19 protein-coding genes, 1 pseudogene and 2 other annotated features (1 of these 22 cut by a window edge) are annotated in these 25804 nt (G+C 37.0%); of the genes and pseudogenes, 5 read left to right on the plus strand and 15 right to left on the minus strand.

From position 1 onward, the window contains the following. Positions 1–83, minus strand: an 83-nt coding sequence (locus tag ACUW85_RS02010) for a helix-turn-helix domain-containing protein (RefSeq protein ID WP_420086566.1), incomplete at its 3' end; no start/stop codon positions are given. A 100-nt stretch (positions 84–183) separates the two neighbouring features. Between ACUW85_RS02010 and tnpA (ACUW85_RS02015) the strand changes: the two genes are divergently transcribed. The 3 genes and pseudogenes from tnpA (ACUW85_RS02015) (at position 184) to ACUW85_RS02025 (ending at position 1932) form a co-directional block, all read left to right on the plus strand. After that, entirely contained in the window at positions 184–606 is a 423-nt protein-coding gene (tnpA, locus tag ACUW85_RS02015) for an IS200/IS605 family transposase (RefSeq protein ID WP_111857575.1), read from the plus strand. Positions 607–670: 64 nt separating this feature from the next. Next, entirely contained in the window at positions 671–1381 is a 711-nt protein-coding gene (locus ACUW85_RS02020; protein WP_182023656.1) for a DsbA family oxidoreductase, read from the plus strand. A 23-nt stretch (positions 1382–1404) separates the two neighbouring features. Beyond that, positions 1405–1932, plus strand: a pseudogene (locus ACUW85_RS02025) (putative immunity protein). A 57-nt stretch (positions 1933–1989) separates the two neighbouring features. On the opposite strand, the gene ACUW85_RS02030 reads toward ACUW85_RS02025, so the two are convergent. Together ACUW85_RS02030 and ACUW85_RS02035 are read right to left on the minus strand one after the other, a co-directional pair. Then, on the minus strand, positions 1990–2259 hold the full coding sequence (locus ACUW85_RS02030) for a hypothetical protein (protein ID WP_149315414.1): 270 nt from the start codon (positions 2257–2259) through the stop codon (positions 1990–1992). A gap of 234 nt (positions 2260–2493) precedes the next feature. After that, positions 2494–5511: a type I restriction endonuclease subunit R, EcoR124 family gene (locus ACUW85_RS02035; RefSeq protein ID WP_396027406.1), complete on the minus strand. Its 3018-nt coding sequence runs from the start codon at positions 5509–5511 to the stop codon at positions 2494–2496. Here ACUW85_RS02035 and ACUW85_RS02040 point away from each other — a divergent pair. Beyond that, positions 5480–6742: a restriction endonuclease subunit S gene (locus ACUW85_RS02040; protein ID WP_453977961.1), complete on the plus strand. Its 1263-nt coding sequence runs from the start codon at positions 5480–5482 to the stop codon at positions 6740–6742. The genes ACUW85_RS02035 and ACUW85_RS02040 overlap by 32 nt on opposite strands. Before the next feature lie 53 nt (positions 6743–6795). Here ACUW85_RS02040 and ACUW85_RS02045 read toward each other — a convergent pair whose 3' ends face one another. From ACUW85_RS02045 to ACUW85_RS02085, 9 genes are all read right to left on the minus strand, one after another. Next, complete coding sequence (locus ACUW85_RS02045; protein ID WP_149315412.1) at positions 6796–7722, minus strand: site-specific integrase; 927 nt, start codon at positions 7720–7722, stop codon at positions 6796–6798. Positions 7723–7786: 64 nt separating this feature from the next. After that, positions 7787–9031 carry a restriction endonuclease subunit S gene (locus ACUW85_RS02050; RefSeq protein WP_453977962.1) on the minus strand — a complete coding sequence of 415 codons (1245 nt, stop codon included), beginning with the start codon at positions 9029–9031 and terminating at the stop codon, positions 7787–7789. Continuing rightward, complete coding sequence (locus ACUW85_RS02055; protein WP_149315410.1) at positions 9031–10620, minus strand: type I restriction-modification system subunit M; 1590 nt, start codon at positions 10618–10620, stop codon at positions 9031–9033. The genes ACUW85_RS02050 and ACUW85_RS02055 overlap by 1 nt, the downstream gene beginning before the upstream one ends. A 500-nt stretch (positions 10621–11120) precedes the next feature. Further along, entirely contained in the window at positions 11121–11948 is an 828-nt protein-coding gene (gene nadE / locus ACUW85_RS02060) for an ammonia-dependent NAD(+) synthetase (RefSeq protein ID WP_182023660.1), read from the minus strand. A 34-nt stretch (positions 11949–11982) separates the two neighbouring features. Continuing rightward, a complete protein-coding gene (locus tag ACUW85_RS02065; protein WP_149255955.1) occupies positions 11983–13476 on the minus strand; it encodes a nicotinate phosphoribosyltransferase in 1494 nt (497 codons plus the stop codon). Positions 13477–14043: 567 nt separating this feature from the next. Continuing rightward, a complete protein-coding gene (locus ACUW85_RS02070; RefSeq protein ID WP_182023662.1) occupies positions 14044–15438 on the minus strand; it encodes a sugar transferase in 1395 nt (464 codons plus the stop codon). A gap of 171 nt (positions 15439–15609) precedes the next feature. Beyond that, on the minus strand, positions 15610–17154 hold the full coding sequence (locus ACUW85_RS02075; protein ID WP_149255953.1) for a hypothetical protein: 1545 nt from the start codon (positions 17152–17154) through the stop codon (positions 15610–15612). Positions 17155–17730: 576 nt separating this feature from the next. Beyond that, positions 17731–19254, minus strand: coding sequence for an ABC transporter substrate-binding protein/permease (locus ACUW85_RS02080; protein ID WP_225968954.1), 1524 nt, complete (start codon positions 19252–19254; stop codon positions 17731–17733). 80 nt (positions 19255–19334) lie between these two features. Then, positions 19335–19548: a binding site (T-box leader), on the minus strand. Between the two features lie 249 nt (positions 19549–19797). Next, complete coding sequence (locus tag ACUW85_RS02085; RefSeq protein WP_453974317.1) at positions 19798–20940, minus strand: RNA-guided endonuclease TnpB family protein; 1143 nt, start codon at positions 20938–20940, stop codon at positions 19798–19800. Positions 20941–21040: 100 nt separating this feature from the next. Between ACUW85_RS02085 and tnpA (ACUW85_RS02090) the strand changes: the two genes are divergently transcribed. Further along, entirely contained in the window at positions 21041–21463 is a 423-nt protein-coding gene (gene tnpA, locus ACUW85_RS02090) for an IS200/IS605 family transposase (RefSeq protein ID WP_111857575.1), read from the plus strand. Positions 21464–21506: 43 nt separating this feature from the next. On the opposite strand, the gene ACUW85_RS02095 is transcribed toward tnpA (ACUW85_RS02090), so the two are convergent. From ACUW85_RS02095 to ACUW85_RS02105, 3 genes are all read right to left on the minus strand, one after another. Next, positions 21507–22052: an NADPH-dependent FMN reductase gene (locus tag ACUW85_RS02095; protein WP_182023223.1), complete on the minus strand. Its 546-nt coding sequence runs from the start codon at positions 22050–22052 to the stop codon at positions 21507–21509. A 506-nt stretch (positions 22053–22558) separates the two neighbouring features. Beyond that, complete coding sequence (locus tag ACUW85_RS02100) at positions 22559–23848, minus strand: argininosuccinate synthase (protein ID WP_149255908.1); 1290 nt, start codon at positions 23846–23848, stop codon at positions 22559–22561. A gap of 47 nt (positions 23849–23895) precedes the next feature. Next, positions 23896–25449: an ABC transporter substrate-binding protein/permease gene (locus ACUW85_RS02105; protein WP_259345365.1), complete on the minus strand. Its 1554-nt coding sequence runs from the start codon at positions 25447–25449 to the stop codon at positions 23896–23898. 192 nt (positions 25450–25641) lie between these two features. After that, positions 25642–25804: a binding site (T-box leader), on the minus strand; it runs 63 nt beyond the window's last position.

Below are 25804 nucleotides of genomic sequence, written 5' to 3' on the forward strand. Positions count from 1 at the left end.
AATCGGGTATGACCAAAGGTCATATGAATTAACTGACGCTGTTTTTCGTTAGGATAGATTTTACACTCAATTCCTTGATACATGTTTTCACCCCCTTGCGTTTATAGATATATTATACCATACGTATGACTGTTGTTTATAGCGATAACAATTGCTATAATGTAGTTAAAGAGGTGTTTACATATGATAGTGAAAACAAGGACAAATGTCTATGATTTTAATTTCCATTTGGTTTGGGTAACAAAGTATCGTAAAGAAATATTTACAACCATTGAAAAACAAAACGCCATGCAAGATATATTGACGCATATTTGTGATGAACACGATATTGTCATCCAATCGCTCCAAGTTATGCCTGACCATATCCATATGTTGATTTCGTTCAACCCTAAACATGCCGCAAGTAGTATCGTCAAAACACTTAAAGGGAAATCTGCGCGTCTATGGTTCAAAGCATATCCAGAAACAAAAGCAATGTTATGGGGTGGCCATTTATGGACACCTAGTTATTTCATGTCAACAGTAGGCAGTATGTCTAAAGAAACCGTTAAAAAGTATATAGAAAATCAATTAACGGAATACAATGACGGTCGCCCTAGAACTTGATTCATCCATGTAATGAATTACACGGTTTTTTCAAGGGGTGACTTTAAATAAAAAGGAGAACACTATGCAAATTGAATTTTTCCACGATGTGATTTGCTCATTTTGTTTCCCCATGTCTAATCGCATGCGGAACATCACTAGTAAATATAATAACATCGACGTGGTCCACCGACCTTTCGCTTTAGGTTGGGAACCAGATCACTTTATCCAAATGTTTGGCTCACGTGAAGCCGTTAAACCTGAATTGTTAACGCACTGGGAACAAGCTAATCAAAATGATGATGACCACCGCTTTAATATAGAGGGAATGCGTGAAACGGACTTCAACTTTCCAACTTCAAAAAATGGTTTAAAAGCAGCAAAAGCAGCTGGTATTATAGGCGGGCAAGATGCTTACTGGGATGCTTTTGATGCTATCCAAAATGCACTATTCATTGAAAATAAAAATATTGAAGAATTTGAAATTTTAAAGGCAGCTATAGCAACTACTGACATTGATATTGACCAATGGATAGCACAATATAAAAAAGCTGAAACAGAAGAAGCTGTTTTACAAGATTTCGCAGTCAGTCAAGCTTATGGCATCCAAGAGGCACCAGCTTTAGTGATCAACCAAAAATATTTAATTTCTGGCGCACAACCAACTGAAGACATTGAAAACCAACTAAAACAAATCGCTGAAGAAGAAGGTCAACCACTCATACCAAAACTACAAACCCTTGGTGGTACTGGGATGGCTTGTAATTTCGCAGATGGTCAATGGATCTGTGACTAAACTTTCTTTCAATGAGATGCAGTATGAAATTAACAGAATATGCTTGGAACGACCATGAGCGTCAATTAAAAGCAGATGGACTGGAGAAAATCCCATCTCCTTATAAGGTAAAAATTGTGGATGACTTAGCAAAACGCACACAATTGGAAGAAGCTTTAGCACAGCTATCCCAAGCAGACTTAGCCAAGTGGGCCATTTAGAATGCGGAAAGATTTATTCAAGATATTGATATCCATAATCCCAAGAAAAAAACTGCGATTATTACAACTGCAAAGTCAGTGCTTTTAAAACGGATTGATGGCCAAGCTTCTGCTTATGAATTAAGACAGGCAGGATTTTTAGCTAACACCTTAGCGAAAGAAGCAGTTTCTGAAACTGGTAAGTTTGCGGGGCGGATATTTGCCCAAGCAATCGCTACAGGCCATATGCGCGGACATGCAATCGTATCTGCCGTCTATGCAATCAAAGTAGTAAATCTAAAGCATCCGAATGATATGGATGCAGTTATCGCAGAACGTAAACAACAAATACAATTAGTATCAAAAATATAGAAAAACAGCCTTTGTGAACGATAAATTCACAAAGGCTGTTTTGAGTTAGATAGAATTTTATTGGTTTTTAGGTTTTCTAAACATCAACCCTAAAAACATACCTATTGTCACAACTATCAGTCCCATAAATCCATTACTTTCAAGGTTCAGTATATCCAACACAAAGAGATAACTACATACTAAAAGGATGCCTATAATCAATAGTTTAAGCCACTCTGGCATTTTATAATAAAGAATATTTTGAATTCTTTCCTCCTGCATTATTTTAAAAGCTAAAAATAAATATAATGCTAAGATGACTAATCCTACGAAAAAAGCGATTAGCATAAAACTCTCCTCTTTCTGTAAAATATTATCCCGATTCACTTATAAGTTTTCAAGATGAGCTACAGAATTCAAATAGTATTATCTATAAAATTAATAGATTTGCAGGTCTAACACCGTTTTAGAAATAGAAGCAAAAAAAGAGAGCCAGAAGCATCCGACTCTCCTAAGTGTGCACCGAAGTAAGCACCCCCAATTCGTTGAGATTATAATTTTATTATTTATTTAACGCAATCATTATTTATCTAATTGGTTTAATGGTAAAATTTGTTCTTCAATAATTTCTTGATATTGATTTTTTATTTTTTTCCAATAATTTAATCGACTGAATCCCTTATCCCGATATTGATCTAAAAACTTATCAATATCCATATTATCTCTTAGGTTTTGTTCACCAATTTGTCTACCTTCTTTTTCAGGTATATAGGAATCCACTAAATATCTAAAATCTTCTTTATTAAAATAATAGTCTAAGGCAATATCTGTTTCTATTTTGTCTTTACGGGCTTGAACCCTTTCTCTAATCTTTTTAGAAACGCTAAACTCATCTGTGGCACTCATCCCCATAAATAGTGCTTCCCGCCAAACTTCGTCTATTAGTTGTCCTAGTTTAGGATTACTTTCTTTGAATTTAGCAAGATATACTTCTACATCTTTTAAACGTTTATCCGTATTTTTAGCTGTAGGTTCATTTACAATGGATTGCATTAAGAGCATTAAATATTCATAATCAATTTGTTGCTTTCCAACTTCAGACAATTGATAATCAAAATCAATAACCACTGTATCCGGATCATCATCGATACTTTCTCGAATAATCTCTAATGCATTCTCATATTTCCCATGGTAATCTTCAACTTTATCAGGATTCAAACCAAATTTTTGTGAAAACTCCTCTTCATTATATTCCATATAGACTTGAATTGCGCCGTAGGTTTTATCAAATTGCTGATAGGCATTCACAAATAGTTTTAATTTATCTACATCATCATTCATATCAACACTGTCAGGGTTTGGTGCTACTTCATTTAATTTATGAAATGCCTCAATAAATCGTTCATAGCTTTCATGCCAATCTGGTGCTTGAATTTCATTTTCTCCACCATTTGAATACAAGAAAAAGGCCTCTTCCACCGCTGATTGGAATCTATTTGGATATTCAAATATTAAAACTTGACCATACCTCTTGTCTCTATCATAAATACGATTCGTTCTAGAGAATGCTTGTATAATCCCTTGAGGTGTCATTGGGGGGCGATCTATTAATAATAAGGCTGTAGATGGTGAATCAAATCCTGTTAACAATCTATCTACGACAATCACAATATCAATCTGTTCGCTACGAGATTGATAGATATCTCTTTTTCGAGCTAGACGATTATTGACATCATGATTAAATGTACCTATTTGTCCTAAATCAAATTTGGTATTGAACATTTCATTATAATCTTGCATCACTTTTTTGAACTGTTCCTGGCGCTCAAATGATGTTTCTTCAGTTTCTTGCAGTGAGTATGTAACCGTTACTTTAGGAAAATCAGCAACGTGTCGCTTAGTTTTTTCCGAAATTTTAACTGAACTTTCTCCTCGGATAACTTGTTGAAACAGTTCGTAGTAGCGTTGTGCATCCGGTATTGATTTAGTCGTTAATATAGCGCTATATGTCTTACCAGGACCTCTATTTAATTTAAATTTATGCCTTGAATTATTGATGATTTTATCAATAACATGAAGTTTATGCTCATCACTCTCGTAGGCTTCTTTGGGTAAATATTTCTCTATTTCTTGATCACTTAAACCTGCTTCTTCAATTCCTTGTTGGTTCACGTAATCAATCATAGAGTCTCTATCAACTGTATCGATATACTCCACTTGAAATCCTAAAACAGCATTATCATGGATAGCTTCTTTTACAGTATATTCATGCAACCTAGGCCCATATTGCTCCTCAGTTGTTCGAGCTAGGTTACCCTTTTCGTCTCTTGCATTTTCAGCAAATATCGGTGTTCCAGTAAATCCGTACCAAAGCGATTTAGGGAAGAATTTAATGATTTCTTGCTGTTTTTCTGGTGATACAGCTCGGTGACATTCATCTACTACAAATCCAACGGTTAAGTTACGAAGTAACCTTGCGTTCCGATTATCTTCTTTATTAGCATATCTTTTCATAACATGGTTTAACTTTTGAATAGTCGTTACGATGAGATTGCGCTCACTAGAAAGTAATTTTGTTACTAAATCTCTGACACTATCCGTTTGATCAACTGATACGACGTCATTCTCAGCATATGATTGAAATGATGTACCAGTTTGTTGGTCTAAATCTTTTCGGTCAACGATAAAAATTGTTTTATTTAAAGAAGACCCTTTTCTTAACAAATTACGAGCTACTTTATATGACGTTAAGGTCTTACCTGATCCCGTAGTATGCCATACATAACCAGATTGTCTTTTAGCTACTGCACCCTCAACTGCTTGTATCGCATGAATTTGATAAGGTCGCAAAATGATAATTGCTTTTTTATCTCTATCTAATACTAAAAACTCAGTTACCATTTTATGAGCTTGCGGTATTGATAAGACCTCTTTAGCAAACTCTAAATATCCATTCACACGCTTATTATCTTTATCAACCCAAGAAGTAAGGAATTCTCTATTTAAGTGCTGTGCATCAGCAGCTGCAATATACTTCGTATCTACTCCGTTAGAAACAATAAACATTTGAATCGTTGAAAATATACCTCTATATTTACCTTCTTCAGAGTATTTTCTTATTTGTTCAAAAGCAGCCATATAGCCGACAGTCTTTTTCTTTAATTCAATTTGAATCATCGGCAATCCATTAATTAATAATGTAACGTCAAAACGACGATCACGATCCATTTCAGCTTCTCGGTCCACACGGAATTGATTAATTACTTCATAAACAGAAGTTCCTCCTGAAATGTTATCACTTCTAAATACTTCTAACTGAACCATACCTAATGCTGCATCTTCCCTCTGCACATCAACCTTAGCTATACCGTTTTCTCCTCTTAACCAAACTGCTGCTTGATAAGGTGAAGAGAAATTTAACTGAGATTTGATTTGTTCGAATTCTAAATCTGTTAAAGGATTATCAACTAAATATTTTTTATTATTCATAAACAAAATATTTTTAAAATTTCCCCATAACTGTGTCTCAGTCCTGATGTCTTTTCTATAGCTCCATTGTGATTCTCCATTGATCAATTGGTCAATTAATCGTTCTTCCATCTCTAACTCAGAAAGTCCCATACCCTCACTCCTACACTGGTTTATCATTACTGATAATATAACATATTTATATATCAAAAAGACCATTCACGATTGGGAACAGCGTAAGTTTGGAAATTTCATCGAGGAGTATGTAGAAAAGACCACAAGTCAAAATCAATACCCAGTTTTAACCTCATCGCAACAAGTGGGAATAGTTCTTCAAGAGGATTATTTTTCCAATCGCCAAGTGACGACTAGTAAAAATATTGGATATTTTGTCTTACCAAAAGGGTATTTTACATATCGTAGTCGCAGTGACAATGGTGTTTTTGTATTTAACCGCAACGACTCGATAGACAAAGGTATTATTAGTTATTTTTATCCTGTTTTTCGAGTTATTAATGCTGATTCCGATTTTTTCTTACGGCGTATAAATTTTGGTGTTGGACATCAAATTGCAATTGCTGCTGAAGGTACTGGACAACATGTTTTATCACTGAAAAAATTCAAGGATATTAGGGCGATGTTCCCGGTTATACAAGAACAAGTTAAAATTGGTAACCTATTCTCCCAACTTGATATTATTATCACTCTTCATCAGCGTAAGTTAGAGCAATTAGAGAAGCTCAAACAGGCGTTATTACAACAGATGTTTTCTCAAAAGGATGAAACTGTCCCAAAATTAAGGTTTGCTAACTTTGATGATGAATGGGAGCAGCATAAGTTGGGGGATTCAGTGAGATTTATAAATGGACGTGCTTATAGACAGGCGGAATTATTAGATAAAGGGAAATATAGAGTGTTGCGTGTAGGGAATTTTAATACGAATACTAGTTGGTATTATTCCAATTTAGAATTAGAAGATGATAAATACGCAAACAAAGGAGACTTACTATATTTGTGGGCAACTAGCTTTGGTCCAGAAATTTGGGAGCGAGAGCGTGTAATCTATCATTATCATATTTGGAAGGTAGAAATGCTTGATGAAAATATAGATAAGCAGTATCTATATACTTGGTTGGAAACTGACAAAGAGCGAATTAAACAAATGACTAATGGAACTACCATGGTTCATGTTACTAAAGGATTAATAGAGGAAAGAAGCTTTCAATTCCCAATATATAAACAAGAGCAAAGGCAAATTGGAGCCCTTTTTAAAAATCTCGACAATCTCATCACACTTCATCAGAAAAAGTTAGAGCATTTGAAGTTAATTAAACAATCATTATTACAAAATCTGTTCATCTAAAAATAGCTGTAACCTCTAAAAATTCATTAGATAGGTTACAGCCATTGTATTAATTATACTAATGAAGATAAGTGCCTCATGATCTTATCGTTATCCTGATTTTCAAGTTCATGAATAATATGTAAGTATGTTTCTTGGGTTGTTGACATGCTAGAATGTCCTAATCTTCTTGCTACAGTAGCTATTGATACTCCTGCAAATAATAGCAAAGATGCATGTGTATGTCGTAAGCCATGAATAGAAATTTTAGTTATATTAGCACCTTGACATAAGGTTTGAAGTCTATTATTAACAGTTGAATTGTATACTCGTTTCTTTACAAAAATTAAAGTTTCGTCATCCATGTTTCTAGTTAACTGTGAAAATTGCATAGCAGTTTGCCAATCTAATTGAAGTTTTCTTTTAGAAGAAGTATTTTTAGTTTCTTGAAATGATCCTTTAGGCGACTTATAATCCCATGTTTTATTTACAGTTAGTTTTTGAGTAGTAAAATCAAAATCTTTTGGGGTTAAAGCGAGGGCTTCAGAAAAACGAAGACCAGTTTTGATAATTAGTAAAATAAACCAATCCCAATTAATGTCTCCTGATAAATCCATCTGCCTAATTAAAGCTTGAACTTCAAATTGATTAAGATATTTTGGCCTTTTATTACGTGGTTTTATACCTTTTATAACTATTTTTCTAGTTGGATTTATTGCGAGTAAACCTTCCTCCATTGCATCCATAATAGAACTTTTAATTTGATGATGAAAATCCATTGTTGTTTGCTTTTCATGAGTTAATGCGAAATCATTAAGTAAGGATTGATACGATTTTCTACTTAAATCAGCAATTTTTAAATTGGGTGCAAGTTGTTCTAAATGTTTTTGACTATTATAATATTTACTTAACGTTATTGGACGAATAGCACCAACTTTGTAGAGCTCAATCCATTCAAGAAAGTACTCGGATAATAGTATCTTATTTCTATTTGTTTTCATTATAAAACCTCCATAATATAGTGACGACCTATCGTCCTAAATATTATGGAGGTTATTTATTCTCTTATACAAACATTAATTGTAATAGGGTTTGTTTAAACAATTTATAATAATTCAATTTTTGTTGATGAATAGTAATAAGGTTGTCCAGAGCTTTGAAGAATACACCAATTTTTTCTTGTTCGTTTTTATTGGGAACAAAAATTTTTATGCTGTTAATATCGGACCCATTATATGAAGGTAAGGCTCCTACCTGTGCATACCTAGGTAGATAAATAGTTTCAAATAATACTTTACCAAAATCTGAATTCCAAGAATCATCAAATATATACGCCATAGTATTGTTATCAAGTAAAAATGGAATTCTAACAATTCGTTTTCTGTTCAGCATAATTGCTGCACCAACTTTTGCAAAGATAATAGCTGGAACATTCATTATAGGTTTCCAATTTCTTTTTTTTAGTTGTTCTTCATCAACATAATTATTTGAATTTTTCAATTCATGTTCATTTCCAATATTATTCATATCAGAAACTTTAAAAAATGGAATCCCTTTTTCCCCACCTTGTTCATCATCGGGAAACCCAGTTCCAGATTTTGTTTTACCTAATTCACCCAACTTATGTTGCTCCCATTCATCATTGAAGTTAGCAAACCTTAATTTAGGTACAGTTTCGTCATTTTGAGGAAACATTTGCTGTAATAGCGCCTGTTTAAGCTTCTCTAATTGCTCTAACTTACGCTGATGAAGAGCGATAACGTTCTCTACATAATTTATAAACTTTCCAATTTCGTCTTGCTCAAGCAGATTAGGATACGGTATTGGCATGGTATTAAATACAGAATCTTTTATAGCAAAACGGTCAGATCTAGCTCCCGAATCCCCGTTAAGTTTCATGAATTTGTGCCATTTACTACTATTAAAGTAATTTTCAAGATAAGCTTTATTAATATCATGGGTTCTAAAAACGTAGTATAACGGTGACATTACACCAGTTTTATTCAATTTATTTCTATTTATTGGCCCTACTGGGGCAAAATTAGAAATCCTAGGATTATAGACAAAATCATCATTTCTAACAATATAATATGTATTTAAATTTTTCTCATTAGAAATATCTTTATCAAAATAATCTCGTTGATTGATTATTCCAAATTCAGCAGAATTGGTAAAAGTTTCTACAAACATATTATCTTTATTTTTTTCTGTAATTTTTATAGATACTTCATTTAACTTACGCTGTTCCCAATCGTCAGTAAAGCCTTTAAATCGCAGTTTCGGAACTCTTTTTTCATTCTCTTTAGTCATTATTTCAACACCTCTTTCAAGGCATAAATAATGTCTTTTGTATCTTCTGTAACCTGTAACTCATCAACCATTGATAATAGCTCTTTAGATACTAATGAAATTTCTTGATCTGTTTGTTTGATTTCATCTTTTAAAGCTACTACATCAATCGGCTCAGGCTCTTCAAAAGTATCCACATATCGAGGAATATTTAAATTAAAATCGTTTTCTACAATCTCATCATAGGTCGCAACATAAGCATATTTTTCAACTTCTTCACGCTTCAAATATGTCTCATAAATTTTATCTATATGCTTTTCTTCCAATAGATTTTTATTTTTAGCTTTAGTGAACTCCTGGGAAGCGTCAATGAATAATACATCACGTGTTTCACGATTTTTCTTCAAAATAATGACGGTAGTTGGAATACTTGTATTAAAGAAAATGTTGGATGGTAACCCAATTACTGTATCAATAGCACCATTTTCTAGTAATGCTTTTCGAATCTTCCCCTCAGCAGCGCCTCTGAACAAGACTCCATGTGGCAATACGATTGCCATTACACCATCATTTTTTAAATGGTAATAGCCATGTAATAAGAAAGCAAAGTCTGCTTTAGACTTCGGAGGTAATACTCCATACGGTGAAAATCTTGGGTCGTCTAAAAAACCTTTTACCGCAGACCATTTAGCAGAATAGGGTGGATTCATTAGAACACCATCAAAGTTTGTTGGTTCATCTTGCGGCCAGTCTTCATCTAGGGTATCCCCATTTCGCAATAGCTGATTCTCTGGCGCCACCTCATGCAAGAACATGTTCATACGTGCTAAGTTAAATGTTGAAGTGTTTAATTCCTGACCAAAATACCGAATAGTCTTAGGTTCATTAGAATATTTAGATGCATTTAATAATAATGAGCCAGAACCCATGGTAGGGTCATATACAGTAAACCCTTTTTGGTTCTCTTGGCCTGCCATGACTATTCTGGTCATTAATGATGCCACAGGTTGAGGTGTGTAAAACTCCCCAGCTTTCTTGCCAGAATCTTCTGCAAATTGGCCGATAAGATATTCATAAGCATCACCTAAAACATCACCATTGTACTCATTCAAGTTTAAATCAGCTAATGCTTTCATCACAGCAGCTATTGTTTCATTTTGTTTTTGCGGTATTGCACCTAGTTTTTTTGAATTCAAATCAATATCTTCAAATAAGTCTTCAAAAATTTTATCTGATTGCTCAATATCCCGTAAACCTTGCTGTAAGTGTTCGCGTTGAAAAGTATGTTCATCAATTTCATCAACTAAAGCAGAAAAAGTTAGCTCTGGTTTAATTTCGTAAGCCATATCATATTTTAATGCACCTTTTAAATCTTCTTGCATATCTTCATCTTGATAGGCTTCTGCATAAATCTTTTGGGCTTCATCCAAATCATTTGATTCATGTTCTAGTAATTCTGTAGAGTAAACTAGCATTCTATCTGATAAGTATTTATAAAAAATTAGTCCTAACAAATATGATTTATATTCATTTGCATCCATTTTTGATCTTAAAATATCAGCTGAGTTCCATAATGCTTGATAAAGCTTTTGTGCAGTTTCATTCGCCATTTGTAGTCTTCCTCCATACTTGAAAATCACGCTGTAATACAGCGTAAGTTATACTATTTTAGTATATCAAATAAAACATTAAAGATAGAATATAATCTTATATGATAGCATTTTTATTTATGTAATAAACTTTCCTATTATTATATGCAGAAAAATAGAGCCAAATAAATCTGACTCTATAAGATACACATATAAATTAAAAATGCTATTTCTCAGCAATTAATTTAATACTCATGTAATTCCCAAACTTAATTAAACAGGCCCGAAGGCTGGAACTTACCTAGCATACCTTTGCAGTGAAAAAGGATGACTGACCCATATCAGAGAGTTGGCATTTATGCCCTACTCTCTGAATCGTCAGGCAAGGAATTAGACCTTGGCTAATTCCGGTCCCACTGCACCTAAGGTAATGATAGGTAAAAGTGAAAGCCGAAGGCTACCCCATAGAATATTACATTTACTTTGAAGTTAAGCCCTTTCTTAGCGTCGGCTCTCGCATCCTATTTCCACCATTCATCATAAACGGTGATTGGTAATTCACGTTTGTGTTGGGTTTTTAGGTACCAGTTTTCGATTTTTTCAGCTGCTTCTTCGGATACTTCTTTACCTTCTAAGTAGTCATCTATGTCTTGGTAAGTAACACCTAGGGCTACTTCATCGGCTAAGCCAGGACGGTCTTCTTCTAAGTCAGCCGTTGGCACCTTAACGTATAAATGTTCTGGGGCATCTAAATATTCAAGGATAGCACGTCCTTGATGTTTATTTAACCGCCAGATAGGTAGGATATCTGCTGCGCCATCACCGAACTTGGTGTAGAAGCCTGTCACTGATTCAGCAGCATGGTCTGTCCCTACCACGACACCTGCATTTTCACCTGCGATCGCATATTGTACCAACATTCGTTGGCGTGCTTTGATATTTCCTTTATTGAAGTCAGAAATGGTAAGGCCACCCTTTTCCAATTCTTCAACGGTGACATCAACAGCTGGTTTGATGTTGACGCGTACAGTTTGGTCCGCAGCCATGAAATCTATAGCGTCCATAGCATCAGCTTCATCGGCTTGGTTGCCGTAAGGAAGACGGACTGCGATGAATTGATACTTGTCGTCACCAGTTTCTTCGCGTATTTCAGTTATGGCCATTTGGCATAATTTACCGGCTAGGGTTGAATCTTGCCCACCAGAAATGCCTAATACTAAGCTTTTTAGAAATGGATACTTGTGAAAGTATGCCTTGATGAAATCGATGGTACGTCTGATTTCTGCTTCTGGATTAATACTAGGTGCTACTTTTAAGGCATTTATAATTTCTTCTTGTAATGAACGCATGGTATTCTCCCCTTTTATTGCTTTATTCATCAACTTAGTCTTCGTTGTCACCGTTTAACTCGGATTCTTTAAACTCTTCATTGATACGTTCACGAATTTCAGCGATTGAATTCATCTTTAAATCATACAGTTCTTGCGATAAGTCCACTGGATATGGCTCTGGATTCAACATACGGCGGTATTCTGACCATAAGGCATCCAAGTGCTCGCGTGAAAAATCACGAACGGTTTCAAGCGTTGGCAGATCGTAAACCAATTCACCCTTGTCGATGATGGTTTTTAATAATGGACGAGCGTTGAAACGACGAACTGTTTTATTGATATAAGTATAAATTGGATGGAACATGAAGATAGACTCAGCGTCATTAGGATTTTCATTCATGGTTGTAATATAGTCCCCTTCAGATTTACCATCTTTCTTGCTGGTAATACGCCAAATTTGTTTCTCACCTGGTGTAGTAATTTTCTCTGGAGATGACGAAATTTTCATTGTAGGAACCATATCACCATTTTCATCTTCGATAGCACATAATTTGTAAACAGCGCCTAAAGCTGGCTGGTCAAAGGCAGTAATCAGCTGAGTACCTACACCCCAAGCGTCAATTTTAGCGCCTTGCATTTTCAAGTTTAAGATTGTTTTTTCATCTAAATCGTTTGAGGCAGAAATGATTGCATCAGGATAGCCCGCTTCATCCAACATCTTGCGGATACTTGATGATAAGTAAGAAATATCGCCAGAGTCGATACGAACGCCGACAAAACGAGATTTATCTTCCATCTCATTGGCCACTTTAATCGCATTTGGCACTCCTGAACGAAGGGTATCATAAGTATCTACTAAGAATGTACATTTTTCATGGGCATTTGCATAAGCTTTAAAGGCCTCATAGTCACTTTGGTAAGCTTGTACCATAGCATGCGCATGGGTTCCTGAAATTGGAATGTTGAATAATTTACCTGCGCGTACGTTTGAGGTTGAATCAAATCCACCGATGTAAGCAGCGCGCGAACCCCAAATTGCTGCATCCATTTCTTGGGCACGACGGGCACCGAATTCAGCTAGTGCGTCGTCGCCAGCTACGTTACGAACGCGTGAAGCTTTGGTTGCAATTAGGGTTTGATAGTTGATGATATTTAAAACAGCCGTTTCGATCAAAGTACAGTCAGCTAGTGACCCCTTAATTTGCATCAATGGTTCGTTCGAAAAGGCAATTTCCCCTTCTTCCATTGAACGAATTGTTGCATCGAAGTGGTAGTTTTTCAAATAGTCTAAGAAATCTTCGGGATAGTCTTGTGTTTCCCGTAAGTAGGCGATATCGTCGTCGGTAAATTTTAAGTTTTGTATATATTGAATGACACGTTCTAGGCCTGCGAAAATGGCGTAGCCACTTTCAAACGGATTTTTACGGAAGTACACTTCAAAAACCGCTTGTTGGTCAGCTTTTCCAGCGTCCCAATAAGTCTTCATCATATTGATTTCATATAAATCTGTGTGAAGCGCCAGGCTATCGTTGGTCGTTGTCTTCATATTCTTATTCCCTCCAAGAATTGCGATTTGACTTTCCTTATTATACCACTATTCCTCAGCTAGTTGTCACCTCTAGACGCTTATATCCTTGTTTTAGTAAGCAAAAAAGCGTTAGCTACCAGTACACATGACTGTCGCTAACGCTTAAATGACTTTTCATTTATAAAAATTTGAACAAACAACTCATCTGTTTAGACATCAGCGGTCTCACATCCTATTTAGTTGGGTTCGCTTTGGCAGTCCGGTCTCCACTTCAGGAATATTTGCTGCAAGTAAACTTGCTACGGCATATTCCTTCCAGTGTTACCTGCCTGATCGCCAAAGCTCACACCCTGTTTAGTCGGGTTCGAGTCTCCAGAAAGAACTGCGTTTCAGATTAAGTTGTAGCTGACTTCGCTATCTACTGCCTTAATCTTCCAACGTTCCTTTCTTGACGTCGACTCTCACACCATGTAGTTGAGCTCGCCAGGGCAGACAGGTGTCCGCTTCAGATTAGTTGGCGACACACCTTGTGTGTCACGGCACTAATCTTCCATCGTCTCCTGTCTAAACGCCCTGTCTCACATCCTATCCTATGACGTCGATGTTCATTTCTTCTGCTTCTTCTCTTGTGACTGTTGGTTTTTCGTCTTCGTCAATTCCTGATGAGGATACTTTGTCGAAGAGAATTTTAATAGTTTGCAATAAGATCTTGAAGTCCAAGAACATTGAGTATTGCTTGATGTAGATCAAGTCAAAGTTCAATTTAGAGTTAAAGTCAGTGGCATATTTACCGTAGACTTGTGCGTAACCCGTTATTCCTGCTTGTACGTTGTGACGTAAGTAGTAGTGCGGGTTTTCTTCTTGGAATTGGTTCACGAAGAATGGTCGCTCTGGACGTGGTCCAATCATGGACATATCTCCGCTTAGCACATTCAACAACTGTGGTAATTCATCGATACGCAAGGCACGGATATATTTACCAACTGTTGTGACACGTGCGTCATTTTTCGTTGCAATCATTGGGCCAGATTTCACTTCAGCGTCCGTTGTCATCGAACGGAATTTCAAGATATCAAACTCTTCGCCACCTTTAGTAATACGTACTTGGCGGTAGAAGACTGGCCCTTTGGAGGTTAATTTAATAATAATCGCTGTAATCAACATGATTGGTGACGTTAAGATTAAACCAACTAAGGCTATCATGATATCTAAACCACGTTTGATTAAGGCTTGGTCTGCTGGAATCGCAAAGTCTGAGGTTTCAATAATAGATTCATCTTCAAAATTCATAATATTTGGATTTACCATGACCAGGTTTTCAAATTTAGAATTTAAGAACAGTTTTTTATTGGCCCGCATCAACAAGTCATAAATTTTCAATTTTTCGCTTTCATCAATTTGCGATGCAAGATATACAATATCATACTCATCTAAACGACTCTTCACATTGCGGTAGTAATCTTCTAATACCACATGTGTTACGATATGACGAGTACTTTTCGAATTCTTGAAATTATATATTGCCGGAAAAACAGCTTCTTCAGATCCAACGATCATTACCCGTTTCGTAGACGCATAGCGTCGGTAAATATCGAAGACTAAGGCTCTAAAAGTGTAGAGCATCACAACACTTACCACAAAGTCGATCAAGACGACTGAACGCGGAAAGGCTAACCATCTACCAGCAAAACTTAAGACCATAGCAACTACTGCTAAGATTCCTTGACTGATGATGGTGATGAAGAAGAGGTCGCCTTTGGTTTTATCATATAGGATATAAACCCCAAATAAAATATTGATAAATACAAAGATAATTAATATCCAACCAATTGCCCCTTGGAAAGCTTCATAGTTTTTCAAAGGTACATATCGACCATACCGCAAAAAGAATGAAACAAGATAAGAAAGGAACAAGATTAACGCTTCTGTTGCCACGATAACCACGCGGTACCAGTTCGTCCATTCTCCGTTTTTTTGCATTTTTTCACCCATTTCATTATATATATACTATAAGTAAGCACCTATAATCCCTAATATTCTACCATAACCCAACTGCAATTTAATCCTATTCTAGTTAAAAATCCTTTAAATTGTAGTAGAAAATAAGAAAAAGCAGCTAGCTTTTACCCTAACTGCTTGAAACCATTTTGATTACTCTGGTGATCCGTATGGAATTGGACTAGATTCAGTAACTGAATCACTTGCAACAGATGACCGAGGTCGTTCTGTTGTATCTGATTCAACCGCTGATTGCTCTTGTGAGCTAGATGATGTCGCACTATCCTCTATAACTGAACCATTGCTTGAGGAAGATGATGATTCATCCATCTGACTTGAGTCACTTGCAGTACCATCTTCAATATCTGAGTCATCACTTGATGATTCGGATACACTCGATGATGAAGAATCGCTTGAAGTGGATGTTGATGCACTATCACTCGAACTACTAGTTGACGAGCTACTTGAATCACTTGAGCTTGCAACACTAGAACTTGAACTAGATGCACTTGATACACCACTCGATGATGAACTTGCTGAAGAAGAGATTTCTTCACTTGAACTGTCATCAGTTGACGAATCACTAGAAGGAGTTGATTCAACATCACTTGATGAGATAGAAGAGTTAGTATCTGAACTTGATGCAACGACCCTCGATGAGCTAGATACACTACCACGACTTGATGAACTTGATGCATTGCCCCGACTTGATGACCGTGAAGTACTTTGTTCAAATTGTTTGGATGCTAATACACCAGAAGCTACATTAGTATTCACACCAAATGATGGCCGATCTGCAATTTGACGCAGTGTTATGGTAGCTGATGCGCCATTTGAAGCCAAAATTTCTTCTCGTTTAGCTTCTAAATCAGCAATGCGACTTTTTGAGTCTTTAATGGCAGCTTGCCCTTCCTTACGAATTTGAGCTAATGCTTCATCTGATTTGTTGGTTGCTTCAGCTTCTTCTATCAAGCGGTTAAAGATATTTTGTGTCGCTTCCTCATCACTTGTAGCAATCATCTCTAACAATTTATCTTGTAGATAAGGATTTTCAATTTCATTGACCCGTTCAATGATCTTTGTAAGTTTGTCCACCAAACTAATGTAAGTAAGCGCACTATCTTTTTCAATTGCTAGTAAATCACTTTTATATTCTTCAATTATATCAACTTGATATTCGGCTTCGTCAATCAACGTTACGGCTGTGCTATAGAACCCATCATCTTCAAGGTTTAGTTGACTAGCATAGTTATCACGAAGTAAATCCAGTTTATCAACGGTTACCTCATCATCTACAAGAACGTATTCTATAATCGTCGCCCCATTGATGACTAATTCGTTATTACCAAGTTTATCTTTATCAAATAAATCATTTAACTGGCTTTGTAAATCAAACCGTTGCTGTACAGAATGAATTCGGTCAACGATGATATCTTTATCAGCACTGTCTCTTAAACTGTTTACTTCTTTAGTTAAGGTAGAAATCTCATCTTGTTGGATGTCTGCTTTTAGAAAGGTATAGGAGTTATCAAAATAAAGTGCATTTACTGCTGATGCCACTGCTTCTGTTTTTTCTTCTGCAGACGTGCGATTCGTATTTATAAACGCACGAATGATGAAAAAGGCTGTCAAGCATATCACTACACCCGATAGAACATAGGCAATTTGTCGATTATCTTTAAAAAAACGCTTGCGCACTTTTTCTCCCTCCCTTTTCTCTTTTCCTGAGTTTCTTAGCCTTAAGATTATCATGCAATTGGACAAAAAAAGCCAACTGTTGCACTTTATCATATAATTTTTATATTAGTCATACATGTGTAATCAATTTGTAACAGCGTAAACATAGGGTGTGAGTGTCGACGCTCAGAAAGGGAACGTTGGAAGATTAGAGCAGTGACTGACGAAGTCAGGTACAATCTAATCTGAAACGCAGTCCTTTCTGGAGACACGAACCCGACTAAAAAGGATGCGAGACAGGGCGTTTAGACAGGAGGCAATGGCATAATAGTGCCGTATTACACAAAGTGTGATGCAAACTATTCTAAAGGGGATACTTGTCTACCCTGGCGCGCTCAACTTCACAGGGGTTAAGCGTCTACGTAAATGAGTAGATTAAGTTAAACAATTTCTCTACATTTTACCGTATATTACTTTTTGCCGATTAGAAGCTTTATATGTAACTTAATGATAACTGAGATTGCCATAAAGCTGAAATAATACCAATCAGAATTAAAAAAGCATCGCAACTAAGTGTTGCGACGCCAGTTCGTATAATTATTGAGCATATTTTTCATTCATTCGCCGTTCATAAACATTTAATAATTTTGTTAGGGTGAAGGTTAACATAAAGTAGATAGCCATTGAGATGATTAGTGGAATGATACCATTAAAGGTAATCGTTGATACATTACGGGTTTGGAAGGTTAATTCCGCTACACCGATTGTAGATACGATAGATGATTCTTTAATTAAGGATACGAACTCATTCCCTAGTGATGGCCAGATAGATCTTAATGATTGTGGGAAGATAACCTTCCGCATCGTCGTCCAGTAGCCTAAACCAAGTGAGCGAGCAGCTTCAGCCTGCCCTTTATCTACAGAACTGATACCTCCACGGATAATTTCTGCAATATAAGCACCTGAGTTTAGAGATACCGCAACCAAACCTGATGTCATGGTTGACCAACCAAACATACCAGCAAAACCGAGGTAAACAAATAATACTTGAATCATTAGTGGTGTCCCACGAACTACTTCGATGTAAGCTTGAGCTATCAAATCGACTAATTTATTTTCCGATAAACGCATTAACGCTAGCGCTGCACCAATAATTAAACCAAAGAAAATAGCTGTCGCTGAAATGACTAAAGTTGTTTTTAAACCATTCACGAAATAAGGCGCATAAGCTGCCCAAGTCGATTGACGATTGTCCTCAATAATTTGGTAGGATTCCTCCAACCATTGGTCAATTAAACCTTGTTCCTGAGCGTCCGCAATGGATTTGTTGACTGCTGCTTGTAATGTAGGTTGGTCTTTTGGCATTGCTGCTGCCTTACCAGGATCTTGGATTGGTAAATTCGCTTCAATAACTGTTAAACTAGGATTTTCCGCCGCATACGCTCCGGCTACGTCCTCATCTAATAATACCCCGTCAACTAACCCCGAATCTAAAGCTGAAATGGAATCAGTCGTCGTACGCATTACTTGTACTTCTGAATTAGGGTAATATTCTCCAACTAATAACTGTTGTGTGGTCCCTTCACCAATAGAAATTTTTCCACCATTTGAAAAGTAGCTATCATCTGTAATTTCACTCACTTTGCTTTCTTGAATAACAAATGATTGACCAGAAACTTGGTAGATATCAGAAAAATCTACTGATTTAGCGCGCTCTTCAGTGGAAGTCATTCCTGCTAATACAATATCAATTTGACCAGTATCCAATGATGTTAATAAATTCGAAAACTCCATATCAACAACTTCAAGGTCTACGCCTAAGTCATCTGCGATTTTTTGTGCTAAGAAGATATCTAGTCCAACAACTTGATTTTTGCCATCTTTCAAAATAGAGAATTCAAAAGGTGCATACGTTGAGTTAGTCCCAACCCGCAATACCCCTCGGTCTTTGATGTCTTGGTATAAAGTGTCCTCTCCAGGTGCTGTTGCTTCACTGGCATCGATGGTAGATGCCGCTGATTGACCCTCTTCAGTTGCCAAAACGGGACTTTGACTCAACCCAACCATGGCTAGGACAAGTGTCATACAAACCAAGATAATTTGTTTCATATATTTCATCATTTTCCTCCTCTAAGATATTTTTCTTAATATATTTCCATACAACTTTACTATTTTTGGCAATAAAAAATCTCCCCCTCTATAACAGAGGCGGAGATCCACGGTACCACTCTAATTTTAGGGGTAGTTTATACTGCCCCTCACTTGAAATGGTAACGTCATTAGCGAAATGACCTACTATCTATCGTTCAGTCATTTTTCTCAACAATGCGGTTCAATTATCTATTCTGTAAGGCCTCACACCAACACCTCTCGCTACACCAGTCGATAATTTACTCTTTGTTTCATTGAATTTTTATTAAAATAGTATGTGGTTATACCACGTCCACTACATTATATTGACATGACCATGTATTTGTCAATCACTCTTAGGAGAAAATATTAGCATAAAGTAATATAAAAAAGAATCTGACATATATGCCAGATCCCCTTTCATTTATCTATTTAAATAAATTAGCCAATGAACTACAACGCCATTAAAATGGCGTGTTTCTAGGAACGCTCATGACTTGTTCCACTTATTTCAAAGCAAAACAGCGGTCTAAGCTATTTAACTAAGGCCTGTTCCAGGCCAATATTTAATATATTTTTAGCTGCGTTGATATCTCTATCGTGATGCATATTACACTTCATACAAGTCCAATGACGTATATTTAACGCTTTTTTACCGCTATCATACCCGCAATTGGAACATTTTTGGGACGTCTTGTACGGATTAATAGCCACAAATGTCTTATCGTACATTTCGCACTTTGCCTCTAGGATTGTTCTAAACATCCGCCAGGATTGGCCAGCGATTGAACGGGCTAATTGATGATTTTTCATCATACTAGTCGTCTTTAAATCCTCTAGAACGATAACGTCATAACTTTTAACCATATCGGTTGTGATTTTATGCATGTAATCCTTGCGGATGTTTTTGATACGTTGATGAATACGGGCCACTTGGCGTTTGGCTTGCTGGTAGTTTTTCGCATCCACTAAATCCACACCGTTCTTTTTGGCTTGTAAACGTCTACGGGCCATTCGCTTTTCCCAATAATGTAATTGCTTCTTATAAGACAAATGTAGTCGCTGACTTTGATATTTTTGACCATCAGACGTAATAGCTAAATCACTTACACCTAAATCGACACCGACTACATTTCCTGTTTTGGGCATTGCTTGATTATCGCTTGTGACCAAAAGGGAGATATAGTAGTCGCCACTAGGTGTATATTTTACGGTGACAGATTTTATGCGTTCATTCTCAATATGAAGCACACTTGACTTACATTTTATCCAACCTAATTTGGGTAATTTGATATACCGCTGATTATCATTAAAACGAATGTTGTTGCCACGTATGGTACTTAAATACGACTGTCTGGTGTTCTTCTTTGATTTGAATTTTGGGTATCTTGAATAACCTTTAAAAAAACGAACAAAAGTTTCGGATAATTGTTTAACACTACATTGAACAGCTACGCTATCAACTTCACGCAACCAGGGATATTCCTTCTTCATTTGTGGAATAAGAGAGGACAACGCATTATAAGATAGCATTTGAAGGTCAGGATTATTTTCGTACCGCGCATTCAACATGGCCAACATTTCGTTCCAGATGAATCGGGTATGACCAAAGGTCATATGAATTAACTGACGCTGTTTTTCATTAGGATAGATTTTACACTCAATTCCTTGATACATGTTTTCACCCCCTTGCGTTTATAGATATATTATACCATACGTATGAATGTTGTTTATATCGATAACAATTGCTATAATGTAGTTAAAGAGGTGTTTACATATGATAGTGAAAACAAGGACAAATGTCTATGATTTTAATTTCCATTTGGTTTGGGTAACAAAGTATCGTAAAGAAATATTTACAACCATTGAAAAACAAAACGCCATGCAAGATATATTGACGCATATTTGTGATGAACACGATATTGTCATCCAATCGCTCCAAGTAATGCCTGACCATATCCATATGTTGATTTCGTTCAACCCTAAACATGCCGCAAGTAGTATCGTCAAAACACTTAAAGGGAAATCTGCCCGTCTATGGTTCAAAGCATATCCAGAAACAAAAGCAATGTTATGGGGTGGCCATTTATGGACACCTAGTTATTTCATGTCAACAGTAGGCAGTATGTCTAAAGAAACGGTCAAAAAGTATATAGAAAATCAATTAACGGAATACAATGACGGTCGCCCTAGAACTTGATTCATCCATGTAATGAATTACACGGTTTTCTCAAGGGGCGACTTTAAATAAATTTAGCTGCGTATTCAGCGAATTGCGCACCAACGCTTGCTAAGAATTGTTTAGAGTCTTCGTTAGTTACTTCACCAGTCTCCATGTCAGAAGTTTCAGATGTGTTGATGTAAAGTTCTGGTTGAGCCATAGTTTGTAAGTCTAAGAATACTAATGATTGACGTAATGAGTGATGAGCTAAAGTACCAGCAATACCAGAGATAGATTGAGATGCTACTAAAGCAGGTTTACCAGCCCATACGTTTTGACCCCAAGGTCGAGAAGCGACGTCTAAAGCATTTTTCAATGCAGCTGGGATATTACGGTTGTGTTCAGGTGTTACAAAGATGATCGCATCTTGAGCTGCAACTTGTGCACGGAACTCTTCGTATTCTGCTGGAGAGTTAGCGTCTAAGTCTTGGTTATATAAAGGTAAGTTTGCGATTTCTAAAAAGTTAACTTCTGAACCTTCTGGTAAACCAGCAACGATAGCTTTCGCTACACCTTCAGACAAAGAGTTTTGACGGATAGAACCTACTACTACACCAAATTTTGTCATGTTAAAAATCTCCTTTTCAAATGTTCTTAATTTTTTTATCTTACAAGATATATCATAACACCTCGAATTCGAAATATCAAAAGTTAGTGCTTCGTATAACAAGTTTTTTATTGCGAAATGAAGATTTGTTACCCTTGTGATATGAATATCCCCACTATATCAAGGATTTTACTTACAAAATGTAAGTTGTATAAAATGGACTATTTGCTCAAAGAGTACAATCTTTGTGTTTTATAATCTTTATCTTATTTAACAACTCACTTATTTTGCGCAAAAGTACACGAGCTCCCTCCACATAAAAAGCCAGAATGTGAACATGAATTCCGCAGCAAAATCCTGTTCAGACTACCATTTCTTTGGATGCTCATTTTTATCTATATACAGGAAAAAGGACTGCACCAAAAGTACAGCCCCTCAATTCGGAAGAATATATGCATTTTAAGCTACGGACCGTTTCGCACTTAGCGGATATCGGGCTCGCCAAATTAGACTTGTCACGTACTTAGTTATCTTAACCATTCATTATTTCTTGCAACATCCGAAAAGGCACCTGGTTCTGTTGTTTCACCTTTGGCCCAAATTTGCTCAGCCATTGTACGTGCTGATTGTGGTAAACCAAATAGTTTGATGAAGCCTTCTGCATCATTTTGGTTGTAGATATCATCTTCACCAAAGGTTGCTAATTCATCTGAATATAATGAGTAAGGACTTGTCATACCTGCGTCGATGATATTCCCTTTATACAGAATCATTGTCACTGACCCGGTCACAGTTTTTTGTGTTTCGTCTACAAATACTTGTAGTGCTTTACGTAATGGGCTGAACCATAAACCGTTGTAAACTAGGTCAGCGTATTTCAAGGCTACGCTTTGTTTGTAGTGTTGTGTGTCACGGTCTAAAGCGATTTGCTCTAATTTCTCGTGAGCGTGGTAAAGAATAGTGCCACCTGGTGTTTCATATACCCCACGTGATTTCATCCCTACTAAACGGTTTTCAACGACATCTAAGATACCGATCCCATTGGCGCCACCAATTTCATTTAATTTTTCTAGTAAAGCGATTGGTGCTAATTTTTCCCCGTTTACAGCAATGGGTATACCTGATTCAAAGGTCACCGTAACTTCAACTTCTTGGTCAGGTGCAGATTGTGGTGATACCCCTAATTCCAAGATTTCTTCGTAGTTTGGTTTGTTGGTTGGGTCTTCTAAGTCTAACCCTTCATGTGACAAGTGGAATATGTTTTCGTCTTTAGAGTAGTTGGTTTCACGTGTAATTGGTAGTGGCACGTTATGCGCTTCTGCGTAGTCAAAGGCTTGCTCACGAGACAAGATATCCCATTCACGCCATGGGGCGATGATCGTCATTGTTGGATCGAATTCACGGATGCCTAACTCGAAACGCACTTGGTCGTTTCCTTTCCCAGTACAACCGTGAACAATAGCGTCACAGCCTTCTAAATGCGCAATTTCAACCATACGTTTAGCTATTAATGGACGCGCGTAGGCAGTCCCTAATAAATAAGTTGACTCGTATTTAGCCCCTGCTTGGATCGCTGGGAAAATGTAATCCGTAATGAATTCCTCACGCAAGTCTTCTACATATAATTTCGTCGCCCCGCAGGCTACCGCTTTTTCTTTCAAGAATTCAAAGTCTTCTTCTTGACCAACGTTACCAGTCATTCCGATAACTTCACAGTCGTTATAGTTTTCCTTTAACCAAGGAATAATCACTGAAGTATCTAAACCACCAGAGTATGCTAGTAAAACCTTTTTAATTTCTTTATTTGTTTTTGCCATGAATAATGCCTCCTAAATTTCTATCTAAAATTTTCCAATTAAAATCGTTAAGCGTATTTTTGGTTCATCTTTCTTTCATATACATTCAAGACTTGCGACAAAGCATAAGTCATGATGAAGTAGATGATCATTGAAATAAATAATGGGACCACTGCTTGGTAAGTAATACTTGTTACCGCACGTGTTTGGAAGGTTAATTCTGCCACCCCAATGGTCGATACAATAGAAGATTCCTTGATCAAGGTGATAAATTCATTCCCCAGTGACGGCCAAATCGATCTTAATGATTGCGGAAAAATGACTTTCCGCATGGTTTGCCAGTAGCCAAGCCCTAGTGAACGCGCAGCCTCAGCTTGCCCCTTATCAACGGATTGAATACCCCCACGGATAATCTCCGCGATATATGCACCCGAGTTCATGGATACAGACACCAAACCGGCAGTCATTGTAGACCAGCCAAAGATCGACCCTACACCAAGGAACATAAACAAGACTTGGATCATTAATGGTGTCCCACGTACAAACTCGATATAAGCTGTCGCTAAGAATTTTAAAACTGGGTTATTAGTCAAACGCATAAGGGCTAAGAAAATCCCCAAGATCATACCGAAGAAGATGGATACCCCTGCAATAATCAAGGTTGTTTTAATCCCGTCCCAAAAATATGGCCAGTAGGTTGTCCAACCTGTTCCCGCGTTTTCACCAGCGATAATATCAAATGAGGCTTCTGTCCAAGTTTCGATTAAGCCTTGGTCATTCACATCTTCTAGAATATCGTTGATAGCTGTTTGTAAGGATGGTTGGTTTTCCGGGATACCAATTGATTTCCCTTGATCTTCAACCATGCCGTCTAAGTTAGAGTCAATAACGGTTAACCCTTCATTTTCAGCTGCATTGGCACCGGCAACCGCGTCATCTAGTAACACCCCATCTGCTTGGCCAGAAATTAAGGCCGCAATGGCATCCCCTGATTTACGCATGATTAACAAGTCCGGATTTTCAAAGAAGTCTCTCACATAACCCTCTTGTAATGTCGCTTCAGATACCGCAATGGTATGCGCGCCATTTTCAAATGAGGTATAATCTACAATTTCATCTTCTTCGCCTTCACGGATAACGATGGATTGACCAGATAATTCATAAGCATTTGAGAAGTCTATGGATTGGTCACGTTCTTCAGTTGCCCCCATACCAGCGATGATCATGTCGATACCTCCCGTTTCAAGCGAAGCGATCAACGACCCAAACTCCATATCAACAACTTCCAGTTCAACCCCTAATTGGTCTGCAATATATTCTCCTAGGAAAACATCAATCCCGACGACTTCGTTTTGACCGTCTCTTAAAACGGTAAACTCATAAGGTGAGTAACCAGAAGCAGTCCCCATTCTAAGCACACCACGTTCTTGAATCTCCGATAGTAATGTATCTTCACCTTCAACCTCAGCCGCTGCTTCAGGACCCGTCCAAGACGATGCGGAAACACTTTTGGCTGGTACAACAAGACTGATCAAAATGGCCAAAATAACCATCAAATTTAAACCCTTCAACTGCCATCCCACTTGATTTTTCTTCTTCAGCTGACTAAACATTTTCTTCATCCTCCTAGATTTTTCCTATAAAAAAAGCCCACCTCTCCTAAAAAGAAGAGGCGGACGAATATCCACGGTACCACTCTACTGTCGCGATTTTTGTCTATGAGTTTCCCCTTGTCAAAACTAGACTTTCATCCAATCTTTAAAAACAAGCTTTCATTTGTCGGCCCGGAAAATAAAAAAATCCGCCCCTTCAAATGAAGAGGCGGTTAATATCCACGGTACCACTCTACTGCTGACAAAAATACATCAACGCTTGATGACTTAACGCGCCTAACGAATTGAGCTACTTTTATATCTGATTAACTTACTTCACTCAATTATCTCAGCAATGCGGTTCACAATTCTCCTGCCATAGACC

This window comes from Aerococcus sp. 150760013-2 (assembly GCF_053627715.1).